Here is a 23,286-nt window from a genome sequence, read left to right as displayed (position 1 = left end):
CTCCATTACGCTGCAAGGAACGAGCTCACGCCGACCGGCTGAGCCAACGAAAAGAGCCTCCGGACTTGCCGGGACGGTTCAGATCTGTTCAACCAAGTACAAAAGCTCATGGACGAACGCGGCTACGCCCGCGAACGCCGCAAGCGCCACGACCATTACCTCAAGGGCACCATCTGGTGCGGGCAGTGCCGCCTCGAACAGCACGTCAACCGCCGCATGATCTTCATGCGCACCACCGGAAGGCACGGCAACGCCAACTACGGCTACTTCTTCTGCCGAGGCGTGCAAGACCACGCCTGCGACGCCCCATACTCCTCGATCGACCGCGTCGAGGACGCCGTCGCCGAGCACTACAAGACCATCCGCCTCAGCCCCGCGTTCGTCACCGCCGTGCGTAACCACATCGAATCCGCGCTCAACGACCAGGTCGCCGCGCAGCAACTGCTCCGCAAGAACCTCGAAGACCAACTCGCACAGCTCACCGTCAAAGAAGACAACCTCCTCGACCTCGCCGCCGATAGCTCGCTCCCGCAAGAACGCATCCGCCAGCGCCTGCGCGACATCGCCCGTGACCGGCAACGCGTGACCGAGCAACTCAGCGAGGTACACTGCGACCTCTCCAGCGGTCGAGCGTTCCTCGACGTCCACCTCGATCTGCTTGAGAACCCCTACGAGCTGTACCTCCACGCCAGCGAAGCCACCCGACGCAAGCTCAACCAGGCGATCTTCGCCCACGTCTACGTCGCTCACGACGAAGTCATCGGCGACGACATCCGCTCTCCGCTACGGGAACTTCTCGCCGCCGAACGCGGCTGGGAAGCCCTCACAGCGGGCGCAACACCCGAGGCCGCCCGCGCCGCCACTCAGGCCGCGACAGCGCGCCACAGCGGCCCAGAAACGCCAAAAGCCGCCCCCGAAGGGCGGCCTGGCCGAACTAACAAACCTCTGGCTTGACCTGCCTAGCGGCGTTTACGAGGACGCCGATTGCAGTAAGCCTCTTATGGTGGCCGGTGGTGGACCCAATCGGAACTTCCAGCGGCGGCTGGATCGCCTGGTTTCCGCGTGGGAGCAGGGCGATCGAGATGGGTCAAACGAGTCGAGCGTCGTCGAGGAGCCGGATCACGGAGTGGTCTCGAACCCTGGTAGACGTAATCGAACCCCTCTGACGGCGAAGGAAGTAGAGGCTATTCAAACCGCTCGGGCGAACGGTGAGAGCGTGCTCTCGATCGCGAAGCGGTTCAACATCCACCGGATGACGGTGTGGGAGCACACGACGCAGCGACGCGATCGAAGCGACGGCGATACTCAGTCGGACGCCTCGTCCGTCACGAACTCTTCGTAGGTCGCCATGCCGAGCGTCGCCTGGGCGTGGATGGAGCTCTGGTGATGATCCGCTCCGCCTTGGGCCGAGAAGACTGCGACGTCTGCCTCGCGGAGCGCGTCGATGCTCTCGAGGTAGGTGGCGAAGCTACGGCTGAGGCGGTCCGGCCGGGTGACGAGCAGCGTGGTGATGTTGCCACGGGAGGCGTCCTCGAGCATGTGCTGGAAGTCGTCCCGCTCGGTGCCGGTGTCCGTATAGCAGCGGGTGACGGTGAGCCCGGCTCGGTCCGCGAATGCCTGGCATTCGGCTTCCTGCCGCGCCAAGATCGTCGGCGTCGGACGCGCGCTCCGTACATAGATCGCTGTGCTCATCTGGCCCTCCCGAGTCGTCCTTGTCTAGGAACCTACGATCACCAGCGGTAGGTAAGCAACGCTCTCTTGGCTCACCCCGTCGAGAGGTGGCGTTCACCTTGTTAGCGGCCTTCCTCGTGGACCTCCGTACCTGAGCAAGTGCAGAGAGGGAGCTGACATGACGGATGTGGTGCGGGAGTTCCTCGGCGATGACCGCCGTGCACGGATCGCGCTCGCGCTGGCATCGCAACCCGGCGACCCGTTGACGAGCTACATGGTCGACAAGAATGGGGCCGCAGGGACGCTGCGATGCGCGTCGGACTTCGCCGAAGGTGTCACGGACGCTGGCGCACAGCTGAACGAATGGGCTCGAGAGTTGATGACCCGCTTCGACCCGAAGCTGGCTCGCGAGGTCCTGGACGAGCTCGAGCACACCGACGCCCGGATCCTCACCCCCGCTGATCCGGAGTGGCCATCACAGCTGGACGGGCAGAACTCTGTTGCTCCACTGGCGATCTGGGTCGCCGGCAACCTCTCCTGGCTCGGCGCGGAGGCTGGGCGTGCGGCGGTCGCGGTGCTCGGGTCGACGAGCCCGTCGTTCGCGGCATCGCTGGCTGCGACACGACTTGCAGCCGAACTGACCGCCGAAGGGTACGGGGTCATCACAGGCGGCACCGGCGGGATCAGCGGCGCGGCGATCGAGGGCGCGGTTGCTGCCCACGGCGTCCCATTGGCAGTGCTGCCCGCTCGCTCGACGCGACCCTGGGTCGATACCGACAGCGCTGCGCTCACGGCGACGTCAGGTGCTGCGATCGTTGCGGAGCTTGCTCGGGAGGACGGCGAGTCATTCGCCGAGCGGGAATCCCGGGACCACCTGCTGCTCCCCCTGGCGGACGCGGTCGTTCTCGTCGAGGCACCCTTCCGGGACCCGAATCTCGAGACGATCCGCAGTGCGGTCCTCGCCGGGATAGGCACCGGGGTTGTCCCGTCTGCGGCCGAGAGGCCGGCTGGCGCTGGCGGGGCACATCTTCTCAATGACGGGCTTGCTGCCCGGGTGGGCGGTGCCGACGACATTCATGAGCTGCTCGATCGTCCTGGCACCCCGGCTTGGAGCGCTTCTAGGGAGGCTCGAGCGCGAGTCGTGCGCGAGAGGTTCGCACGATGAAGAAGGCCGTCAGCCCAACAGCGAAGCGTGTGGGATGCCAGAGCCTGCGAGTCTGCGCGGACGGCTCATGAGGCTGCGGATCTGAGCCAGGGAGTGGTGACATGGATGCATGGGATGCGTTCGGACGCGAGATGCCGGGAGGACTGCGGCGGGGGTCTTCGATGCCTGCTGCTGAGCTGCCCGACGCGACCGCGCCTGTGAGGTGGTCGGAGATCTCTGCACGATCTGGGCGCAACGAGAAGCCCGGGCTGCTGGTCGGCGCGGTCGGTACCGGGCTGCTATCAGACCCTGGCGAGCTGCGGGTCGCGCTGGAGGACACGTGGACGACGTGTGAGTGGCCTGGCCTGGTCGCCGAGTATGACCTGTGGCTGACCCTGTTCGACATGGCGGTCGAGGAGGGCACGTTCCTGGAGGAGACGGAGCTGCGGCCGCTGGAGGCGCTGCCGGAGTCGCTGCAGCTGTACCGGGCCGCCGCCCCGGAGTACGAGCAAGGCCTGTCCTGGACCACGAGCTTCGAGCGTGCGCACTGGTTCGCGACCCGCCTCGGATGGGCAGCGGGCAAGGCGCACCGGATCTGGGAGATGGATGCCCCGCGGGAGAGCGTGCTGGCGAGCTTCCACGCCACCCGCGGCGAGCACGAGTACGTGCTGGATGCCCGGCGGCTCGATCCCGACGGCATGCGGGAGGTGCTCCCCGAAGAGTGGGAGTACCTGCTGACGACCGCGGAGGACAATACCGCTCCGTGATCAGCCCTTCCGCGCGCCTGCTCAGGCCTCGGCGCGGAGGGCTAGCTTGCGCTGGCGGCGTTCGCGGAGCCGGGCGCGGGCGAGGAGGACGAGGCTCCACGGGCCGAAGATGAGGAACTTCAGGGCGTTGTAGAAGAAGAGCAGGAACGGCACGTAGAGCCACTCGGTCCAGCCGTGCTCGACGAGCGCGGCGCAGCCGACGGCCGCGGCCAGGTAGACGACGCCGAGGAGCATCGCGGGCACGCCCCAGCGCAACCCTTCACGGGTGCGCAGCCGGTTCAGGAGACGGTTGGTGGGCGCGTATCGCTGCAGCAGGGTGTGGGTGCGGACGCTGAGGCTCCACAATCCGGTGAACATCTCGGACCTCTTTCAGCACAGGCGGATAGCCGGTTGGCGATGTCGCAGGCCTGTGCTGGTGGGTCTCCCGATGGCGAGAGGGTCTTCCGCCCAGGCTGCGATTCGCTGGGTCGGACATCTCTGTTTCCTGCTCGCTACCAGGATACGACCGCCCGCCGATAACTACCACCCCTCTCGGCCGGTCCGAGTCAGCGTTGCTGGGCGTCCCGGCCGGGACGCCTTTCGGCGGGTGCCGGAACCGTGGGCTCGTCGGTGCCGGTGCGGAGGATCTCGAGGTGCGCGCTGGCGCGCCGGTAGTCCAGGCGCTGGGCGTCGTTGTCCGGGTCGGGGCCGAGAGGGTCGGTGCCGGTGATGCGCCACCGGTCGCGGTAGGCCGCGATCACCCGCAGCGACGCCTGCTGCCGCGTGCTGTGCGGCTCGGGCAGCCCGGTCAGCCAGGGCTCGTGCTGGTCGCGGGCGCGGTCGAGGACGGCCTGGGCGCGCTCTTCGATCAGGTCCTCGCGCTCCTCCAGCCCTGCCCGGTCGTCCGGGTTCATGGCTCCCTGGGCGCGAGGGATGAGGCCGGCGATCAGGCCCGGCCGCGGGGGCGCTGCTGGCTGGTAGCGGTCCGCGAGGCGGGTGAGACGGTGCCTGAGCAAGGAGCCGATGTCCTCGACGTTCTCCAGTCTCCCGGCGCGGACGACCGCGGCCAGGAGCTGCTCGACCCGGTGGCCGGAGGCCTCCAGGCGGCGCAGCTCCGCGGAGAGCACGCCGAAGGACTCCGCGTCCGCCACCTCGTCCAGCTGCTCGCCGGTCAGCCCGGCCTGGGTGAGGACGGTGAGCCACCGCCGGGCCTGGGCTTCGACGGCGATGGTCTCGTACTCGGCGGCCAGCTGGGCGATCGAGGAGGCGTCCTCGTGCTCCTGCTCGATCATCTCGTGGACGGAGACCTCGACCCCGGTGTGCTGCACGATCCCGTACAGCACCGACCGGCCACTCATCTCCAGGTCGTCCCGATACTGGTGCTCCTCGAGGTGCGCCTGATCGGTCGCGACATAGACGTGGTTCGCCTCGCGGCCGCGGGTCATCGACACGTACAGGCTCTCCCGGGTCATCTCCGGGGAATGCACGAGCGCGTGCGCGGTATCGACGGTCGAGCCCTGCGCGCGATGGGCCGTGACCGCGTAGGCGAGCTCGAGGTCCTCGGCGACATACGAGGCAGGAAGGGTGAGGGTGGTGCGCCACCGGGACTTCTCCCGCCGCACGGTGACCGACCCGTCCTCTCGGGTGCCGGTGACGATCCACCGGTCTCCGTTCTTCACCCAGCCCCGCCCGAGCGCGAGCCGGCGCTCGTTCCGCCGGGTGACGACCAGGTCGCCGCGGGAGGCGTGGTTCCCGTCGTGCAGGCTCACGCCGGGCTCGTCGACGACCTCGCCGGTGGCGATGCGGTCGAGGCGGGCGCGGGCGTTCAGGGCGGAGACGGTGTCGATGGTCTCCGCGATCAGCAGCGACGCCTTGCCCGCTCGCTGATCGGCCCGCCACGCCTGGTAGGCCTCCTCGAGGATGTCGTCGTAGTCGCCGTCATGCACCCGGTCGCGGGCGATGTACTCATCGATCACGTCCGCGTCGCCGAGCCGCAGCGCCAGGGAGGTGCGCTTCTCCCAGGCGTGGCGGAAGCGATGCAGCTCAGCCAGGCGCGCGACGTCCGGCCGGTCGCGGACGATCAGCCCGAACGCCCCGCCGGCGTCGACCGCGGACAGCTGGTGCGGGTCGCCGACCAGGAGGATCTTCGCCCCGACCTGGGTGGCGTGGGCGGTGAGCTGGTCCAGGGCGAGCGTGCCGGCGAGCGAGGCCTCGTCGACGATGAGCAGCTGCCCGGGCTGCAGGTCCCAGGCGCCGCGACGGTGCTCGAAGAGCCACTTCGCCGTGTTCTCCGTCTGGATGCCCAGGTCTTCACCCAGGACCGCGGCGGCGGCAGCCGACGGGGCGAGCCCGACCACGCTACCCGCGCCGTGCTCGGCCTCCCAGGCGCGGCGCAGGGCCTTCATCGTCGAGGTCTTCCCGGATCCGGCCGGGCCGACCAGCACGTCCAGGACGCGTCCGGAGACCCCGATCTGGCTGATCGCCTGCTCCTGATCGATCGACAGCACCGGCTCACGCGGGCTGGCCGGGGTGCGGGCGGCCTGCTCGAGCGCCCGCAGCGTGACCGTCGGCGCCTCGCGGTTCCGGGAGGCGGCCAGGAGCCGGTCCTCCGCGGCGAGGAGGTCCGTCGAGGAGTACACGGTCGCGTGCCGGGGGCGGAACGCACTGGACCCATCCGAGCGCAGGAACCGCTCCGGCGTGGAGGCGAGCTCCGGTGGGGTCAGGGCGAGGGAGGCCTGCTCGGCGGCATCGGTGATCATCCCGACGATGGCGTCACGGTCCTCGGCCGAGGCGAAACGCCACGGCATGGACTGCCGGACCGCCTCGGCGTGGAGGTTCCAGCGCCGCCACGTCGACCGCCGGTCGGCGACCGTGGCGACAACGACCTCCGCGAGCTCGCTGATCGTCTCCGCCGGGAGGTCGTCGGCCCGCAGCAGCGGCTCCGACTCCGCCTTCGCGAGCATCTCCCGCGACCAGGCCACCGGATCCGCCTCCAGCGTCGCCTCCGCCCGTTCCCGCCACCGGGCCGTGAGGTCGGCCAGGGAATGGTGCTCCTTCTCGGGCCGGGTCTCCAGGGTGGCCTGCTGCCGGATCTGCCACAGCACCTTCGACGACGGCTGGCGGCCGTGCTTGGCCACGTACTCATCGACCAGCCGGGTCTTGGCTTCCTCGATGTCGCGGGTGCGGGAGGAGAACTCGTCCATCAGATCCTGCGGGACGCCGGCAATCTCCCACGCCGTCGACCGGCCCGGCCCTCGCTCCCGCGCCTCCCACCTCGCCTCAAGGGCACGGGAGAGATGATCCGACAGGACGGCGTTGTAGTGCTCCGAGAGTCCCGTGATCGCGTTGTGCAGTGCGCGGGAGTCCAGGGTCCGCCACTTCCCGTCCTGCACCGCCTGGACACGGTTGGCGATCACCAGATGCGTGTGCAGCTGCGGATCCGACGACCGGCTGTCGTAGTGGTCATACGCCGTGGCCAGCAGGCCACGGACCTCGACCTGCGCAACCGCGCCGCGCGGCCCAGCCGCACCGACCCGGGTCATCGCCACATCCCGCTCGATCAGATCGATGACATCCGCCATCGCCGCGTGATGCGCCTGCGCGATCAGCGCCTGCGTGCCCGCATCCGAGACCGCCCAGAGCGTGGCGACCGATTTCGGCACGCTGAAGGTCAGATCGAACCCCGCCACCGGCGCCGCGACCGGCTTCGCGGCCTCCTCCGCCTCGATCCGCGCCGCCTCCGCCGCCCGCTCCTCGCCCGTCAGCGAGTCCGGCAGCTGCTCCACCCGGGCCTGGACACGCTCGCCCTCCGGGACGAACGTGCGGAACGGCCGCCCCAGCGGGGTGTCCGTGACGGGATCGTGCCCGTGCCCCACGAGCCGCCTGAGCTGCTCCTCGGACACCTCGGAGCCTGCCTCGACAGGCTGCTCGAGACCGGCCAGGCCCGATCCGTGCCAGTGGCCGGGCGGGGTCCCGGACTGCTCGTAATAGCGCGTCAGCGCGGTCGCCGCGTCCCGGTCGCCATCGCCGACGACCACGCTGTTCAGCAGATACCGGTAGCCCTGCCCGGCCGTCATCACCCGGATCGAGACCGTCACATGGAGCAGGTACGAGCCTGAGTTGATGCGCTCAGCGTGGCAAGTTCAAGCGACAGTAGCCGACGCGACAGACCGGCGGCCGGAACTTGGTGAAAGGCTACTTCCTACGATCCGGTGATCTCGCCGATCCAGGCGATGAAGTCGTTCGGATCGATGTTGGTGGCGTGACCTTGATCCCAGTAGTAGGCGTGATCGACGTCGTCGCCGATGTTGTGGACTGCCGCAGCGAGGTTGGCGGACACCGTGAGCGAGGTGTCAGTGTCGTTCGCGCCCAGGCGGATCCACCAGTGACGGGACCGGTGGGGGTTCTTCTCCGAGATGAAGTGCATCGGGTTCATCAGCCGCAACAGCGTGGGGATGTCGCCGTCGATGCTCGTCGCAGGCGACGCGGCGGTACTCCTAGTGGCGCTGTACGCGGTGAAGTGGCGCGCCCCGGTCGTGGCCGTGCCGAACTCGTCGTTTTCGGGGGTCGACGCGTCGAACGCGTCGAACGCCGGTGCGGGCTTCTTTCGGGCGCCGACGTGTGAGAGGTAGTCATCCCAGGCGAAGGTTGCCCGCCCGTCGTCCCACGAGATGAAGGTGTTCTTGGCCAGGTAGACGGCGCGGTCCGCGTCGGACAGCGCCTTCAAGTGCTTGGTCGCCGACGGCTGGAGGTACGTCTCCAACAGGTACTGCGCGTAGTTGTCGGCGGTGAGCGGGCCGAACCCGTCCAGCCCGTCGAGCTGGAGACCGGCCTGATACTCGGTGAACTGAGACTTCAGGTCAGCGGATACCGTCGGGTCGACCGGTGTTCCGCCGGGCTGCGTGACGTTGTCGCCCCAGTTCCACTCGTATGCGGCATCCGCGTGCTCGAGGTCGGTGATCGGGCACCATGCGGCGGTCGCGAAGATCGCGTCGGAGGCGTCGGCCGCCCCGATCTTGTCGAGATGGTCGTCGTAGAGCGAGCTGTCGCCAGAGGCGCCTAGCAGTGCGGACAGTGCGCCGCCCGCGCTCGTCCCGGTGGAGACGATCCACTCCGTGTTGCCGGGTATGCGATCGGCATTGAACCTGATGTATCGGACGGCGGCTTTGAGATCCACGATCGCGGCGGGGGCGGTGCCATAACGGTTTCCGGATGCATCCACGAGACTACGGCCACGAGCTCCAGGCTCGACGACGACGTAGCCTGCTACTAGTGCGAGCTTCGCCAGGTTCACCAGCCCGTTGACGGGGCCGGTGTCGCCTCGTCGCCCGGGTGCGGGGCCGATCCCCGGCAGCTGCAGCTGATTCTGTCCGACGCCGACCGCGGTCTCGACCGTGGACGGCATGTACGCGCCCACGGCGTTGGCCAGAACGATCGGTGCAGTGGATGCGTCGACGGCCTTGCCGTCGATCTTCACCGGCGCACTCACCACGAGGCTCTGGTGCGTGTCGTCCAGCGGGTGGGCGACGTACTCGCGGGGGCCGTGGAAGCGGTACACCACTTCATGGGTGGTGCCTGATGCGTCGACAAGGGTCTCCGTTAGCTCTTCACCGTCGTCCTCATCGAAGACAAGTGCGCTCGCGGACGCCGAGCCGTTTCTCATTTCGTCCTCCGTTCGGGTGGTGCGATGCGGTCTCGCCGGGTGAGGAGATCGGTCGGCTGGGAAACCGACTTCAACTGCTTTCTGGAACGGAGCTGCGGCTGGCGCGGAGCATCCCGATCGCGGACGCGAGAGCGAGGGCTCCACAGATGGCGAGGGCGATGTAGGCGTGCCAGGTGCCGGTCCGGGTGGCTTCGACGTACGCGTCGCCGTCGCCGGCGGTGAAGGCGCCCTGCGAGGTGGCGACGATCGTCGTGACGATCGCCGTTCCGAAGGCGCCGGCCACCTGCTGCACCGTGTTGAGGGCGGCGTTCGCGTCGGTGGAGAGGTCGCCGGCCGTCGCGCGCACGCCGAGGGTCAGCGTGTTGCCCGCGACCAGGCCGTTGCCGAGCATGTACGCGACGTAGATCACGATGATCACCACCGCTCCCATCGACCGGGACACGATGGCGAACGCGACGAGCGCGGTCAGCGCGGCGAGGTAGCCGGCGGCGACCGGTCGCGTCGGACCGAGCTTGTCCAGCAGACGGCCACCGAGGGGAGACATGATCGCTCCGACGACCGCGCCCGGGAGGACGAGCAGACCCGCGACGAGTGCGGTGAATCCCAGGACGTCCTGAATCTGGTTTGGCAGCAGATAAGACAGCCCGAGGGTGATGAACTGCAGCAGGAACAGGGCTGCGACCGCCCAGCGGAATCCGACAGAGCTGAACACGTCGAGGCGGATGAGCGGCTGAGCGATGCGGCGGGACCGGAGCACGAACAACGCCCCCGCGATCAGGCCGACCGCCAGCGGCCCGAGAGTCCGCCAGCTCGTCCAGCCCTCGCTAGCCGCCTGATTGAGCCCGTAGACCAATGCGGTGAACGTGACGGCGAGGGCGAGCACGCTCGACACATCGATGCCAACCCGTTCGGTGGGCCTGCCCTGCCGGATCGCCCAGAGCCCGAGCAGTAGCGACACCAGCAGGACCGGCAGCAGGATCCAGAAAATCCACCTCCAGCCCAAGGCGGAGACGACGACGCCACCGAACGTCGGCCCGACGGCGGGCCCGACGGCGGTGACGGCCGTTCCCACGCCCATCATCATGCCCAGCCGTGCGGGAGGGACCGAGTGCAGGATGATGTTGAACATCAGCGGCAGCGCGATCCCTGTTCCCACTCCCTGCACCAGTCGTCCGGCCAGCAACACGGCGTAGTCCGGAGCGACCGCATCCATGACGACCCCCGCGGCGAAGAGCACGACCGCGGTCACGAAGAGAGAACGGGTCGTGAAGCGCCGCACCAGCACGGACGACAGCGGCACCATGGTGGCGACGACCAGCAGGTAGCCCGTCGTCATCCATTGCACGACCTCCGTGGAGACCTCGAACTCCGCCATCAGCGTCGGGAAGGTGATGTTCATCGAGGTCTCGACCACGATGCCGGCGAAAGTCGTGAGCCCCGCGGCGATCACCGCGATCAGAACGCGCCCGCTCAGACGTTCGGTGCCTGCCGGCTCGGCGTCGCGCTCGCTGTGGTGATGAGAGTCGCTCATTGCTCTTGTTCCGTCCTCGCGCTCACGAGCGTCCGGTCATCACTCACAATCCGCTCCCCGTCCATCGTTGTTCGCGATCCCGTTGGGATCGAAGGTGCTCGCTTCTAGCGTGGTCTCTTCGAGGCGATCTGTCTAGGACAACTCACGGGCGGTGTCTATCGTGAAACGCGATGGTGATGATGCGGGATCGCGCTCGTGGTCCTGGCTGGCGTGGCCTGAGCGCCGTCCCGCGCACGTCGAGCATGCGTCCGACGACCGCTGCGAGCGTCTACGCCTCGATGAGCCCGATGTCGACAGAGGAGCCGCGCGCTCTGCACAGTCGCCAAACGCGCGCGGATGCCCCACGGGCCGACGCGCTATGAGGCGGAATGAGCGTCAGCGAGTGGTGGCGGCTCCGAGGAGGAGTTCGGCTAGTCGGCGGGCGGCGGGCGAAGCGTGTTCTTTGTCCAGGATGAGGCTGACTCTGTGCCGAGCGTCGAGGTCGGCGAGTGTCAGCGTCGAGAAGGTGGGAAGCTGCGTTCGGTTCAGGTGGCCTGGCGTGGATGCGGGCACGATCGCGATGCCGAGACCGTGCGCGGCGAATCGCACCATGTCCTCAAGCTGCCACGCCTGGATACCCCAACGCGGTTGTATGCCGAGTCGCTGGAGCGCAGCATCGGTCACCGCGCCGAGGCTACTGCCCTCGTGGAATCGGATCAGCGGTTCGTCGTAATCGACGAAGAGCTCGCGCGGGCTGATCGTGGTGCGGTCTGCCAGCGGGTGGCCGGTCGGCAGGATGGCGACGACCGGTTCGTCGACGAGGAGGTGCTCCTCCAGCCCGCTCGGTAGAGCGTCGTGTGGGGTGCCAACCACGGCAACGTCCAGGCCGCCGTCCTCGACGCTGGCGATCATCTCCGTGCTCGGTGCGGAGATGATCTCAATCTCCACGAGCGGATGACGGCGATGGAGTTCACCGAGCACGGCAATGATGGGAGTGATCGTGGCGCTGGTCTGGATGAGTCCTACGCGCAGTCGGCCGCGCAGGAGCCCGACCAGCTCGGCAATCTCGCTTCCCGCGCGATCGGTCTGGTCGATGATGCGCTGCGCGTGTGCGTTCAGGAGTTCGCCGGCCTCGGTGAGCCGGACGCCGCGTGGGCCTCGGATGAGCAGTTCGGTTCCGAGTTCGCTCTCGAGTTTGGCCACCTGATGGCTCAGAGCGGATTGGGCGACGCGGAGATTCGCCGCCGCCCGTGTGAAGTTCCGCTCGGCGGCGACAGCGCAGAAGTAACGCAGTTGCCGCAGTTCCATAGGGACGATGCTAAGCCCCCGTTCGCCCGCCTCGTCGGTGTCCGTCAGCTGGCCGGGTCGGTGGCGCGATCGTGTCTTGGGCTGCGCGTGCGAGCGATGTGGACTCCGATGCCGAGGGCGGCCCAGCCGAGGAGGACGAGGAAGGGCCACGCGCGCTGGTGCCCGGGGAAGTAGACGGCGGTGTGCTGGGCGTTGACGGAGGCGCCTGGGGGTAGCCAGCCGCCGATGACGGCGAGCCATTGCGGCAGGAACGGCCACGCGACCACGCCCCCGGAGGAGGGGTTTCCGAGGAGGATCATCAGTCCCCAGGTCGGGAGCATCGCCCATCTGCCGAACAGGTCGTTGAACATGGTGTAGACCATGCCGCAGGCGAACATCGTCAGCGCGAGGATCCCCCAGGACTCGACGAAGGGGAGGTCGAGGGTGCCGAGCAGCCAGTCGACGGTCGCGACGATGGTGAAGCCCGCGAACACGGCGTACGCGGCGGTGAAGGCGATGCGTTCCCCCGGGCGAAGGCTCTTGGCGTTAACTCCGAGCTGCACCGCACCGACGAATCCGATGACGACCGAGGCGATCGTCATATAGAAGATCGTGAGCCCGTGCGGGTCGCCGTCCTGCAGCGGATGGAGGTCGGTGACCCCCGCCTCGACGCCCAAGTCGGTGGCGGCCTGCTCGACGGCCTCCCCGATCGAGGAGGCGACGGTCAGTCCGGAGGCGCTGGACACGTCGACCACGAGGGTCGAGGCGGAGGTGGCGTCGAAGATCGCGAACACGTCCTGCTCGGCGAGAGCATCCTGCGCGGTCGAGATGCTGGAATCGTGTCGGATCTGCAGCGACCCGTTCAGCACCTCGTCGACGGCCTGCACGAAGGGAGCGGTGTCGCTCGATGTGCTGTCGACCACCGCGACGGGGATGTACTCGGGCTGGGGGTTCGAGGACGCATAGGTGTACGAGCCGGCGAACAGTGCCGCGGCCGTCCCGAGGATTCCCACGAGCACTGTCGCTGGAAAGAAGCGGGATGCGCGGAACCGCGTCCACGGCGCTGTTCTATTCTCCATGCGGATCGCCTTTCGAGAGCGTCGAGACGAGGACGGAGCGTCCCTCGGTGAGGACGGCGTCGATCTCGGCGGGTGCGACGGTGGGGGTCGCCCATTCGCCTGCGGCGTCCGTGGCGGCGTCGTCGAGGGCGGTCAGGGAGTGCCCGAGCTGGTTGCGGGCGGTGACGATCTGGGTGTCGGTTGAGGATCCCGTGAGCGCGGCTCGCGTGGCGGCGATGGCCTCTCTGGTCTGAGCGACCCGGGTCGCGACCTCGTTGACGGTGCGGTGGTTTGTGAACACGAGCGCGCAGCACAGGCCCAGGAGCGCGCCGATGGCGGTGTCGGCGGCGCGGGAGAACGTCAGGGTGAGGGTGTCCTGCGGTTCGGCGAAGGTGGTCATGAGCAGGGCCATCGGTGCGACGAAGAGGTTGCCCACGGCGTAGTTGCGACTGACGAATGCCTCGATGCCGAAGGCTGCCGCGAGGGTGAGGGTCACGAGCCAGAACGTGTTGAGCGCCGCGGTCGGGGCGATCGCCGCGTAGATGAGGACGCCGCCGACCGTGCCGGCGGAGCGGAGCAGGGCGCGCTGCCACACGATGCTCGTGTTGCCGCGGTAGACGGCCGCCGCGGCCACGATGGCCCAGTAGGGCCGGTCGAGGCCGACGGCGAGGGCGACGAGGCCACCGATCGTCGTCCCGGCGAGGCAGAGGGCTGCGGAGCCCCACAGCGGCGACGCCGGGCGGAGCCTGCCGAGCACCGGGTGCGATGGCCGGCCGGCCCGGCGCACGGCGAGCTCGGCCGTGAGCTCCCGGTCGGTGCGAGTCGTGGCGGCTCGGGCGGCGAAGACGTCCTCGGCGGCGCGGAGCCGGCGGGCGAGTCGGAGAGTCTGTCCGGTGCGTTCCGATGCCTCGGCCAGCATGTCCCAGGCGTGGTTCAGCGCAGGGATGGTGCGCCGCTCGTCATGGAGCGCGGCGAGGCGCTCGGCGTCCCGCACGGCGTTCTCGCTGGGACCCATCGGGTTCCAGAGTCCTGGCGCCATGCTGACAATGAATGCCCATCCGGCGGCGGCGAGGTACAGGCCGAGGTCGCGGGGGATGTCGTCGAGCAAGGTGACAGGCCCGAACATCACCCCCAGGGTGATGAACGACAGCACGGCCTGGGCGGGCGGGCCGACCGCGAACGCGTCGCACAGCAGCTTCTGCACGGTGACCGTCACCGCTCCGGCCACGATGAGCACGATCGTGGCCGGAGCCCACGCCGACAGGAGCAGTGAGACCAGCACGGCCAGGAACTGGCCGGCCGTGAGTCCCGCGAGCATGCGGGCGCGCGAGCCGTAGGCTCGGTCGTGCCCGAAGAGCGCCTGCATCGACCCGACCATCGTGTACAGGGCCAGGTCTAGGCGTCCCAGCGCCGCGAGAAGATAGAGCACGGGCGCCGCTGAGACGACGACGGAGATCGCGAACTTGTACCAGATCGGCGAACCCGGACCCCACGTCAGGACGTCCCGCACGCGCAGTGGCGGCCTGTCGCGGGGCCGTACGCCGGTCACGCTCGATCCTGCGCTGGCGGCCTAGGCGCCGGTCCAGTCGGGGAGGAAGCGTTTCACGTCGACGTCCTGGAAGGGGGCGCGGATGAACCGGTCGCGCAGCTCCCAGGGCACGGTGCAGTCGAAGATGACCTTGGTCGAGATGCCGTGGTCGAAGTTCGTCCACAGGAAGTCCGGGTCCGCCGACGGGTCCAGCGGATGACAGCGCACCCCGGGGATCGGGATCACCGACCGCTCGGCCTGGAACCGGGTGGTCATGGCCCACAGCACGTCGTCGGTGTCGAAGATGTCGACGTCGTCGTCCACGAGGATGATGTGCTTCATCTCCGGGAACGCACCGAACGCCACCAGCGCCGCCTGCCGCTCCCGGCCCTGGTCGTTGTGATCCCGCTTGTGCACCTGCAGGATGCCGACATACTTGCCGCCCCCGGCGGAATGCGAGTAGACGTTCTTCACGAACCCGGGCAGCGCGTCCTCCAGCGCCTGCACGAGCGAGCCCTCAGTGGGGATGCCTGCCAAGCTCACGTGCTCCTCGCCCGGGCCGACGAGGGTCTGCAGGATCGGGTTCGTGCGCGTCGTGACGGCGGTGACCTTGATGATCGGCAGCGACGGGTTGGCGGTGCCGTCGTAGCCGGGGAACTCGGGCATCGCGTATCCGGTGTTCGTGTTCTGGTCCTCGGCGACGCGGCGAGAAGGCAGGATGTGGCCCTCGATGACGATCTCCGCGGTCGCCATCGCGTACTCCTCGACGGTCTTCGCCTTCACCAGCTCCACCGGCGAGCCCGTGAGGCCGCCGGCGAACTCCAGCTCGTCGAACCCGTACGGGGTCGAGGGCGGCTCGAACGAGATCGCCATGTACTCCACCGGGGAGATGCCCATCGAGACGGTGATGGGCATCGGCTCGCCCTTGGCGTCGTACTTCTCGTACATCATCCCGATATGCCGGCCGGTCTGCATGAACACCGAGATCTCGTCGCGATCCTGCACGCACAGCCGGTGGATGGTCACGTCGTGCTGACCGGTCTCCGGGTCGGTGCCGCGCAGCACCGCCATGCAGAAGTACGGGCCGGCGTCCTCCGGCGTGTTCGTCGGCGCCGGCAGCAGCGTGCGCAGGTCGAAGTCGGGGTCGGATGCCAGGTGCACCTGCTCCTGACAGGGAGCGGAGTCGACGATTACCGGGTCCTTCGCATGGTGCATCGCGTTGAGCATGTGCCGACCGAGGTGCTTCTCGTCAGCGCCCATGAACGCCGCGAGCCGCTTGCGCGAGGCGAGCACGCCCACGATCACCGAGATGTCGTAGCCCTTCACGTTCTCGAACAGCATCGCCGGCCCGACCTGCGTCGGGCGCATGACCGTGCCGCCCGCGCCGACCTTGCGGTACACGCCGGCGAGCTCCGCCTGCGGGTCCACCTCCACGTCAGTCGAGACGAACTGGCCGTCCATGGTCTTGAGCAGCTCGATCCCCTCGCGGAGGTCCTTCACCGCTGCCTTCGGGGCGTCGGACTTCGGCTGGTTCTTCGATGTTGCGACGGCCATCAGTCGTCCCCTTCCTCGCCCTGCACGTCCAGGTTCCCGTTGCGGACGCTCTCGCGCAGCGCCGCGTCCCAGCGCGGGAAGATGTCGGTGTGGATGCCGAGCTGGTCCAGCGCCCGACCCACGGAATGGTCCACGATCTCCTCGATGCTCGACGGGCGCGAGTAGAACGCCGGCACCGGCGGAAACACCGTCGCCCCGGCCTCGGTCACCGCGGTCATGTTGCGCAGGTGAATGAGGTTTAGCGGCGTCTCGCGCACCATCAGCACCAGCGGACGGCGCTCCTTCAACGTCACGTCCGCTGCGCGCGAGACCAGCGAGGACGTGACGCCCGTCGCGATCTCGCCCAGCGTCCGCATCGACGTCGGCGCGATCAGCATCCCCCGCGTGTGGAACGAGCCTGACGACAACGGCGCCCCCACATCCGTGTGGTGATAGGCGACATCTGCACGGGACTCCAGATCGTCCTTGCTCAGATCCGTCTCGTACGCGCGCGTCAGCGCAGCCGACTTCGTTACGATGAGGTGCGACTCATATTCCAGCTCGCGCAGGACGTCAAGGGCGCGCACCGCGTACACGACGCCCGTCGCCCCGGTCACCGCCACAACGACGCGATTCGACTCCGGCGTATGACTCACCATGTGTTGCTCCCATCCGTCGCGCGCGACTCGATCCGAGTCACGTCTGCACTATTCCAGCGTGGTACGTCTCCTGCGATCTGTCTAGACTACTTCGATCATGCCCGTCATCGTGATACGCGATGGCCGCCATCTCTAATCGTTCTCGCGCGTCGCCACCGGCCGTGAGAGTCCGGGCCTTCCGCTTCGCCCCCGAAAGGTCTCAGCGAACACGCGGCGCTCGGGATCGAGGCTGCCGATGATCCGGTCGCAGATAGCGGTCAGCTGGGTGATCTGTTCGCGTGACAGCACGTCGGTGAAGTGCTGGTTCACCAGACCGATGTGCCTCGGGGAAGCCTCGGCAAGCTTGTCCCGGCCCATCTCGGTGAGGCGGACGTTGCGCGCTCGGGCATCGGATTCGTTGTGGCGGCGCTCAATGAGCCCGTCGCGCTCCAGCCGGGCAACGACCCGGGAGATGCGCGGAAGCGAGGCGTTCGTACCGGCTGCGAGGTCGGTGAGCCGCATCTCGCGCTCCGGTACCTCCGCCAGCTGTGCGAGCGTCAGGAACTCGAAGAACGTTAGCCGTGCATCGCGGGTCAGCTGCGAATCGAGCGCCACGGGCAGCAGCTCCATCACGGCGACCAGCCCCAGCCAGGCATCCGCCTCACCGCCGCCCAGCCAGCGCGTGTCGTCATCCATGGGGTCGATGCTAGCAAATAGTTGCACCTGTAACCATCGTTGTGATTTACTTGCATCTGTAACCAAGTGATGCGCAGGCATCGTCCGAAGGGAGCGTCATGAAGATCGGGATCGTCATCGGGTCCATCCGCGAAGGCCGGAAGGGGGAACACGTCGGCCGCTGGGTCGAAGGGATCGCACGCGATGACCTCGACGTCGACGTCGAGGTCATCGACCTGAAGGAGTTCGATGTGCCGCTGCTGACGGCGCCGACACCTCCGGCGGCAGCGAACCGCTCGTACGACTCCGCGAACGTACGCCGGTGGAGCGACGCGATCGACGCCTGCGACGGCTACGTGTTCATCACCCCGGAGTACAACCATGGCGTGCCCGGCGCCTTCAAGAACGCCGTCGACACCCTCGCACCAGAGTGGAGCGGCAAGGCCGTGGGCTTCGTCTCCTACGGCACCGCCGACGGCATCCGCGCAGTCGAACAGTGGCGGCAGATCGTGGCGAACTTCCAGATGATCGACATCCGCGCACAGGTCGCAATGTCGAACTTCACCGAGTTCGCCCAGGACGGATCGTTCACACCGCTCGAACGCCGCGAGAGCGAGCTCCGCGCGCTACTCGACCAGCTCACCACCGTCGTCGCGCGCGGTCGCTGAGACGGGAGCGACGATGACCGATCTGACCACGCGTTCCCACCGAACGCTCGATCTCGCCGGCGCGGAACTGCTGCTCGATGCAGCCTCCGATGAAGCGATCAGGAACGACGTCACGCAATGCTTCGCCGTCACCGACCCATCGGGACACCTGATCGCGTTCCGGCGGATGGACGGCGCAGGCCTGGTCTCCATCGACACGGCCATCGGCAAAGCCCGTACCGCCGCCCACCTCGGCAAGGCCTCGCGCGAGTTCGAAGAACTCATCGACGACGGGAAACCGGCCATGCTCTCGACACCTGGGCTGGTGCCGCTGCGGGGCGGGCTGCCCGTGATCGTCGCTGGAGAGGTCGTTGGCGCCCTCGGCGTCAGCGGGGCGACCGGTGACATCGATGAGCGCATTGCCGCCGCTGCGATCACCCGGGCAGGAGCAGCGACATCATGACGAACCTGACAGCATCACCCGATGCTTCGCTCACGGACTCGACGGTCGTCATCGTCGGCGGGACATCCGGCTTCGGGCTCGAGGTCGCGAACCAGGCGGCGGCGCAGGGCGCGCGGCTCGTGCTGGTAGGCCGCGACGAGGCCAAGCTGCACCGCGTGCTGGACGGCTTCACGACTCCGGTCACCGGTTACGCCGCGGATGCCGGAGATCCGGCATCGGCGCAGACGCTGTTCGACCGCATCGGCGAGTTCGATCACCTTGTCTCGACCGTCGGCGGCGCGATGGGAGGCGGATTCCTCTCGGCGCCGATAGCGGAAATCCGGCAGACGGTGGAGGGCAAGTTTCTTGCGAACCTGACGATCGTGCGCGCCGCAGCTCCCCGTGTGCGTGCGAATGGCAGCCTCACTCTCACCGCCGGTGCCGGCGGTGCACCCCACACCGCATCCGGAGCGCTCATCGGCAACCAGGCCATCGGCACGCTGGCGCGCGGGCTCGCGGTCGAGCTCGCCCCCGAGGTGCGCGTCAACGCGGTCGCACCGGCGTGGACGCCCACCCCGCTGTGGCGGGATCTGGCACCCGAAGACCTCGAGTCCACCCGACGGCAGATGGCGGAATCCTTCCCACTGCAGCGCACCGCGACGATCCCCGAGGTCGCCCAGGCCTATCTCTTCCTGATGACCGCCACCTTCGTGACGGGCCAGACACTGTATGTCGATGGCGGCGCATCGCTCATCTGACTAGCGGCGGGATGACGAGCGAGCGGACGCGCGGATTCGGGAAGAGCGGAAGGCATTCAGCCGCTGCCACCACCCTTGCGGCATCCAAGCTATTCGGTAATGCTGGTGTACCGGTGCGCGTACTGGAATCGATCTCCAGCGAACCATCAGGTCCGGTGAGCGCTGAGTCCGTAAAAGTCATCTTCATGGTGGTGGGATGGGCAGAAATTCGCTCCGCCGAGGAGTCGATCGCTGCCTCCAGTGGGACGATACTGACCCTGCCGGCCGGGCTCGAATGCTCGGGGACACCACGAGGGCTAGCCCGAACTGTCACCTTCTATGCCCACCCCGATTACCTTCATGACCAAGTGCGCTGGCTCGGCGGCGTGCACCCTCTCGTGTACCAACTTCATGGCGCGATAAATGGTGACACAGGGATGCAGCAACTGCAGTTGCCGGCAAATGCGATGCGCGCCCTTGCACCGAGACTGGTGCACCTCTCTCAACTACCGCGCCGGTCGGAGAATGAATTTGCAATGCTCTCAGCAGCATCCGACGTATTCGCTGCTGTCGGTCGATACGCGGGTGTACCCGCTCGGCGGATCGGAGATGGTGATCCGACGCAAACTAGACCCCGCGCTGAGGTGATCGCAGCGACGGACCTGATGCGCGGACAGATATCCCGCACCTGGAGCATGGAGACGCTGGCTCGGGAGGTCGCTCTCTCTCCGTCTCAGTTGAGGCGGCTGTTTAATTCGCAGGTCGGTGTTTCGCCAGCGGCTTATCTAGCGAGGCTCCGCGCCGAGAAAATGGCCGAGCTGTTGGCGACCACAAGCATGGGTGTCACACAAGCCGCCAGGGAATCCGGCTGGCGGGACGCGACGGTTGCGGCCCGCAACTTTAAGAAGCGGTACGGAGTTAGCCCCCGAGAATACGCAGCGTCCTTCCGCGTCCGAGATCGCTGTTCAAACGTCGATTGCCGATCGTGTGGACCAGCTTGAGGGCTCGGGAAAGAGGCCGGCACTGGAGCACACGGGTCCGACGCCGGCGGCCCTGGCCTGAGGCATCACAGCACCGACCGGAGCTCGGATGGCGGGAGGTCGGCGCCCCCTTTTCGGCCGGGTGCTGGCTTGAGGCTGGGCTCGCGGGGCGGGAATTGACCGCACCTGCCGGGTGCCGACGTTCCCCCGATCCGCGGGCGGCGCGGCTGATCCCGGGAGGCCGCTCGTGCCCGATCCAACACCCCGCCCTACTACCCCCGTCCCGGCGCCGGCGATCGACCGGCTGGGCGCGCGCGTCTACGAGGGCGACGCCGTGACCCTGCTGCCAGCCCTGGGCTCGGAGACCGGTGACGCGCTGATCACGGACCCACCCTACGGGCTCGGCTTCAACGGCAACGCGTGGGACGGAGTGGCCGGCTTCCGAGACTCGCTCCCGGAACTCGACACGACCGGGATGAGCCCGGCGGAGGTGTTCGAGGAGTGGTGCACCGCCTGGGCGCAGGGCGCATTGCAGGTGCTGCGGCCCGGAGCGCATCTTGCAGCGTTCGGTGGTACGCGCACATGGCATCGCATGGTGCGTGGGGTGGAGCGTGCAGGGTTCGAGATCCGCGACCAGATCGCATGGCTGCACTCGACGGGCATGCCCAAGAGCATGGATATCTCCTATGCGATCGACAAGCACCACGGCGTTCAGCGCCCGGACCGGCTCGTGCAGCGCAGCGATCACGACGGCATCCTCGGTGCCACGCGCGCGGTGAGCGAGCACGGCACTCCGGTCACTGACGACGCGATCCGCTGGGCCGGGTGGGGCACCGCGCTGCGGCCGGCGTTCGAGCCGATCCTCATCGCCCGCAAGCCTTCGCGGGCCTCGACGGTGGCGACCGTCCTCGAGCACGGCACCGGCGGCCTCAACATCGACGCCGGCCGGTTCGGGCAGGGCAAGTGGCCGACCAACGTGGCCCTCGACGGTACGCAGGCGGATGCGCTGGACACGCTGACCGGGACCTGGGACAGCAGCGATCCGGTCTCCCGGAGGTTCCCGATCTTCCGGTTCGAGCACAAGCCGGATCGGGAGGAGCGTCCGCGAGCCTTCGGCGTCTCCCACGCCACGGTGAAACCGGTCGGGCTGATGCGGTGGCTGGTCACCCTGCTCACTCCGCCCGGCGGGCTCGTCATCGAGCCCTTTTCCGGTTCGGGCAGCACGATCGAGGCCGCGATCCGGGCCGGCTTCCAGGTGGACGCGATCGAACGCGACCCCTCCTACCTGCCGTTGATCGACTCCCGCCTCGACCGGGTGGAGGACGAGCAGCAGAGCGGTTGAGAACACTCCGGAAGGAAGCGACCATCAACGAGCCCTGACCAGGCGTCGGGTCCGGTCGGCAGCGGCCGTACCTGTCAGGTAGGCGCCCGACACACCGCGGGGCGCTGTTGGCTGTGAGGAGGGCCGAGATGATCGAGCTGGAGCTACCGGATGAGAACACGCCGCTGTGGGAGTTCCGGGTAGGCGTGGACTTCCTGGTGTCGGCTCGGGACATGGCCGAGGCGCGCACCCTCGTCGACCGAGCACTGGCAGCAGAAGACTCCGATGGCACCGCGTTCGTCACCCGTGACCGGCGTGTCGTGGAAGACGGGTTGCCGTGGGGCGTCTCGGACTGGGAGGCGGTGCCACCTCGTCCGTCGCAGGCCGCGCTGGTGCAGGAGAAGTACCCGGGGCTGGTCGCCGATGTCGCGGTCATCGAGGGGCTCGGAGCGATGCTGAGCTCGGAGGCCGCGAGCCGGTTGCCGGAGGAGACGGTGCAGCGCATCCGGGCGACGCTCGCCGAGGCAGACCCGGAGATCGTAGTCGAGGAGCCAGAGACCGCCTCGGGCGGACGGGTGTTCGAGGGAGCCGCCAGCGATGCGGCCCGGCATCTGGCCGAAGGCGTCTACCAGGCGTTCGATGCCGATGATCGCGAGTACGCGCTGGTCGTGGAGCCCTCGGAGCTGACCCCGTCGGGGCGGGTGTCGGCGGCAATCTCGAAACAGCGCCACGAGTCCCGCACCTTGGATGAGATCTCTCAAGTGCTTCAGCAGCACACCCCAGAGCAGTCGCTGCCAGATCTGGTGCGGCTGATCAGCCGCCGGGTGAACACCACCCGACGCGCCGGGTTCCCCTCCTGGGTCCCGCTGGAAGGCGAGAGGGAGCCCGCGCCGCTGCCTGCTCGAGCGTACGTGGGCGTGATCGTCTGGTCGGACATGGAGGGCCAGGACCCGACGGTGATCGCCGATGCCAGCGCGACGGCGATCGCCCAACGGTTGGCCACGGTGCTGCACGAGACCCTCTCCGACCGGGACGCGTTCGCAGGCGCGGCCGAGTTCCTCGAGACGCACCGCTCCCCGGACGAGTGGAAAGGACCGGAGGACGTCGGCGCCTGGCTGGATGACCTCCGCGCCGCAACCCCGTATCCGGCGTTCTGGTATGAGCAGATCGGCATCGGCAACGCGCCCGCCCTCGGACCCGAAGGGCCGACGGCTGCCGCCGAACGTCCGGCGGCGCCGGAGGGCAAGCTGTGGACCTACCAGGTGCCGGTCGAGTTCGAGGTGTCGGCGAGCTCGGCATCGGAGGCGCAGCGCCTGGTCGATGACGCCCTGACCGGGGACGCGGCACCGGCAACTCCGGCGGCCGTGCAGCAGCGCCAGCAGGTCCGGGCCGATGGCGACGTGTACGGCGTCCTGGGATGGCACCACCCGGATCGGCCGCTGATCGGCAGCGTGGATCCGGTCCGCGAGGTCCTCAGCCAGCGCGCCGACGACATCGCCCCCGACAACGGCGGAGAACCGCCCACGCGGTCGGGTGGAACCGGGGTGCCTGAGCCGGGCCTGTGAGCCGCACAGTGCTCTGCCGCGCACATCGTCCACCAATCCGCGCATCCTCACCCCCATCCCTGGCACCGGTGGTGCGAGTCGCGGTAGGGCGGTAGGCGGGGCGGCGGTGAGCAGCAGACCTACCTACTGGAGGAACACGCTC

At 68.3% G+C, this 23,286-nt stretch carries 20 protein-coding genes; 9 read left to right on the top strand and 11 right to left on the bottom strand.

Features of this window, described 5'->3' with window-relative positions; genetic code table 11:
- The first annotated feature begins 108 nt into the window (after positions 1 to 108).
- Positions 109 to 954, top strand: coding sequence for a recombinase zinc ribbon domain-containing protein (locus EHW97_RS13895; protein ID WP_124237774.1), 846 nt, complete (start codon positions 109 to 111; stop codon positions 952 to 954).
- A gap of 351 nt (positions 955 to 1,305) precedes the next feature.
- Here the strand turns inward: EHW97_RS13895 and EHW97_RS13890 are convergent, their stop codons facing one another.
- Positions 1,306 to 1,692: a recombinase family protein gene (locus tag EHW97_RS13890; RefSeq protein ID WP_124237773.1), complete on the bottom strand. Its 387-nt coding sequence runs from the start codon at positions 1,690 to 1,692 to the stop codon at positions 1,306 to 1,308.
- Positions 1,693 to 1,849: 157 nt separating this feature from the next.
- On the opposite strand from EHW97_RS13890, the gene EHW97_RS13885 reads away from it, so the two are divergent.
- Both EHW97_RS13885 and EHW97_RS13880 read left to right on the top strand, forming a co-directional pair.
- Positions 1,850 to 2,836, top strand: coding sequence for a DNA-processing protein DprA (locus EHW97_RS13885; RefSeq protein WP_124237772.1), 987 nt, complete (start codon positions 1,850 to 1,852; stop codon positions 2,834 to 2,836).
- Positions 2,837 to 2,937: 101 nt separating this feature from the next.
- A complete protein-coding gene (locus tag EHW97_RS13880; protein WP_124237771.1) occupies positions 2,938 to 3,582 on the top strand; it encodes a hypothetical protein in 645 nt (214 codons plus the stop codon).
- A gap of 21 nt (positions 3,583 to 3,603) precedes the next feature.
- Here the strand turns inward: EHW97_RS13880 and EHW97_RS13875 are convergent, their stop codons facing one another.
- From EHW97_RS13875 to EHW97_RS13830, 10 genes are all read right to left on the bottom strand, one after another.
- Positions 3,604 to 3,939 (bottom strand): sulfate permease, encoded by a 336-nt coding sequence (locus EHW97_RS13875; protein WP_124237770.1) that lies wholly within the window; start codon positions 3,937 to 3,939, stop codon positions 3,604 to 3,606.
- A 188-nt stretch (positions 3,940 to 4,127) separates the two neighbouring features.
- The gene (gene mobF, locus EHW97_RS13870) at positions 4,128 to 7,658 is read right to left on the bottom strand and encodes a MobF family relaxase (protein ID WP_208002056.1); all 3,531 of its coding nucleotides are present in this window, start codon (positions 7,656 to 7,658) and stop codon (positions 4,128 to 4,130) included.
- A 104-nt stretch (positions 7,659 to 7,762) separates the two neighbouring features.
- Positions 7,763 to 9,223 (bottom strand): subtype B tannase, encoded by a 1,461-nt coding sequence (locus tag EHW97_RS13865; RefSeq protein ID WP_124237769.1) that lies wholly within the window; start codon positions 9,221 to 9,223, stop codon positions 7,763 to 7,765.
- 70 nt (positions 9,224 to 9,293) lie between these two features.
- On the bottom strand, positions 9,294 to 10,754 hold the full coding sequence (locus tag EHW97_RS13860) for a DHA2 family efflux MFS transporter permease subunit (RefSeq protein WP_124237768.1): 1,461 nt from the start codon (positions 10,752 to 10,754) through the stop codon (positions 9,294 to 9,296).
- A 375-nt stretch (positions 10,755 to 11,129) separates the two neighbouring features.
- Positions 11,130 to 12,041 (bottom strand): LysR family transcriptional regulator, encoded by a 912-nt coding sequence (locus tag EHW97_RS13855; RefSeq protein WP_124237767.1) that lies wholly within the window; start codon positions 12,039 to 12,041, stop codon positions 11,130 to 11,132.
- 44 nt (positions 12,042 to 12,085) lie between these two features.
- Complete coding sequence (locus tag EHW97_RS13850; RefSeq protein ID WP_124237766.1) at positions 12,086 to 13,033, bottom strand: ABC transporter permease; 948 nt, start codon at positions 13,031 to 13,033, stop codon at positions 12,086 to 12,088.
- A gap of 55 nt (positions 13,034 to 13,088) precedes the next feature.
- Positions 13,089 to 14,627: an FUSC family protein gene (locus EHW97_RS13845; RefSeq protein ID WP_124237765.1), complete on the bottom strand. Its 1,539-nt coding sequence runs from the start codon at positions 14,625 to 14,627 to the stop codon at positions 13,089 to 13,091.
- 21 nt (positions 14,628 to 14,648) lie between these two features.
- Entirely contained in the window at positions 14,649 to 16,160 is a 1,512-nt protein-coding gene (locus EHW97_RS13840) for a UbiD family decarboxylase (protein ID WP_124237764.1), read from the bottom strand.
- Positions 16,160 to 16,798: a UbiX family flavin prenyltransferase gene (locus EHW97_RS13835; RefSeq protein WP_124237763.1), complete on the bottom strand. Its 639-nt coding sequence runs from the start codon at positions 16,796 to 16,798 to the stop codon at positions 16,160 to 16,162. The genes EHW97_RS13840 and EHW97_RS13835 overlap by 1 nt, the downstream gene beginning before the upstream one ends.
- 132 nt (positions 16,799 to 16,930) lie before the next feature.
- Positions 16,931 to 17,473: a MarR family winged helix-turn-helix transcriptional regulator gene (locus EHW97_RS13830; RefSeq protein WP_124237762.1), complete on the bottom strand. Its 543-nt coding sequence runs from the start codon at positions 17,471 to 17,473 to the stop codon at positions 16,931 to 16,933.
- Positions 17,474 to 17,571: 98 nt separating this feature from the next.
- On the opposite strand from EHW97_RS13830, the gene EHW97_RS13825 reads away from it, so the two are divergent.
- The 6 genes from EHW97_RS13825 (at position 17,572) to EHW97_RS13800 (ending at position 23,144) form a co-directional block, all read left to right on the top strand.
- Positions 17,572 to 18,120: an NADPH-dependent FMN reductase gene (locus EHW97_RS13825; RefSeq protein ID WP_124237761.1), complete on the top strand. Its 549-nt coding sequence runs from the start codon at positions 17,572 to 17,574 to the stop codon at positions 18,118 to 18,120.
- Between the two features lie 13 nt (positions 18,121 to 18,133).
- Complete coding sequence (locus EHW97_RS13820) at positions 18,134 to 18,562, top strand: GlcG/HbpS family heme-binding protein (protein ID WP_124237760.1); 429 nt, start codon at positions 18,134 to 18,136, stop codon at positions 18,560 to 18,562.
- Entirely contained in the window at positions 18,559 to 19,299 is a 741-nt protein-coding gene (locus EHW97_RS13815; protein WP_124237759.1) for an SDR family oxidoreductase, read from the top strand. Before EHW97_RS13820 ends, EHW97_RS13815 begins: the two co-directional genes overlap by 4 nt.
- Before the next feature lie 11 nt (positions 19,300 to 19,310).
- Complete coding sequence (locus EHW97_RS15995; RefSeq protein ID WP_124237758.1) at positions 19,311 to 20,279, top strand: helix-turn-helix domain-containing protein; 969 nt, start codon at positions 19,311 to 19,313, stop codon at positions 20,277 to 20,279.
- Between the two features lie 226 nt (positions 20,280 to 20,505).
- Positions 20,506 to 21,600, top strand: a complete 1,095-nt coding sequence (locus EHW97_RS13805) for a DNA-methyltransferase (protein ID WP_166367517.1) — start codon at positions 20,506 to 20,508, stop codon at positions 21,598 to 21,600.
- Positions 21,601 to 21,728: 128 nt separating this feature from the next.
- Entirely contained in the window at positions 21,729 to 23,144 is a 1,416-nt protein-coding gene (locus tag EHW97_RS13800) for a hypothetical protein (protein ID WP_124237756.1), read from the top strand.
- Positions 23,145 to 23,286: the final 142 nt, after the last annotated feature.

Origin of the sequence: Aeromicrobium camelliae (genome assembly GCF_003850045.1) — a bacterium.
In the GTDB taxonomy this organism is placed as follows: Bacteria; Actinomycetota; Actinomycetes; order Propionibacteriales; family Nocardioidaceae; genus Aeromicrobium; species Aeromicrobium camelliae.
The sequence above is the reverse complement of the archived record's forward strand: the minus strand, read 5'-3'. Positions and strand labels throughout refer to the sequence as shown.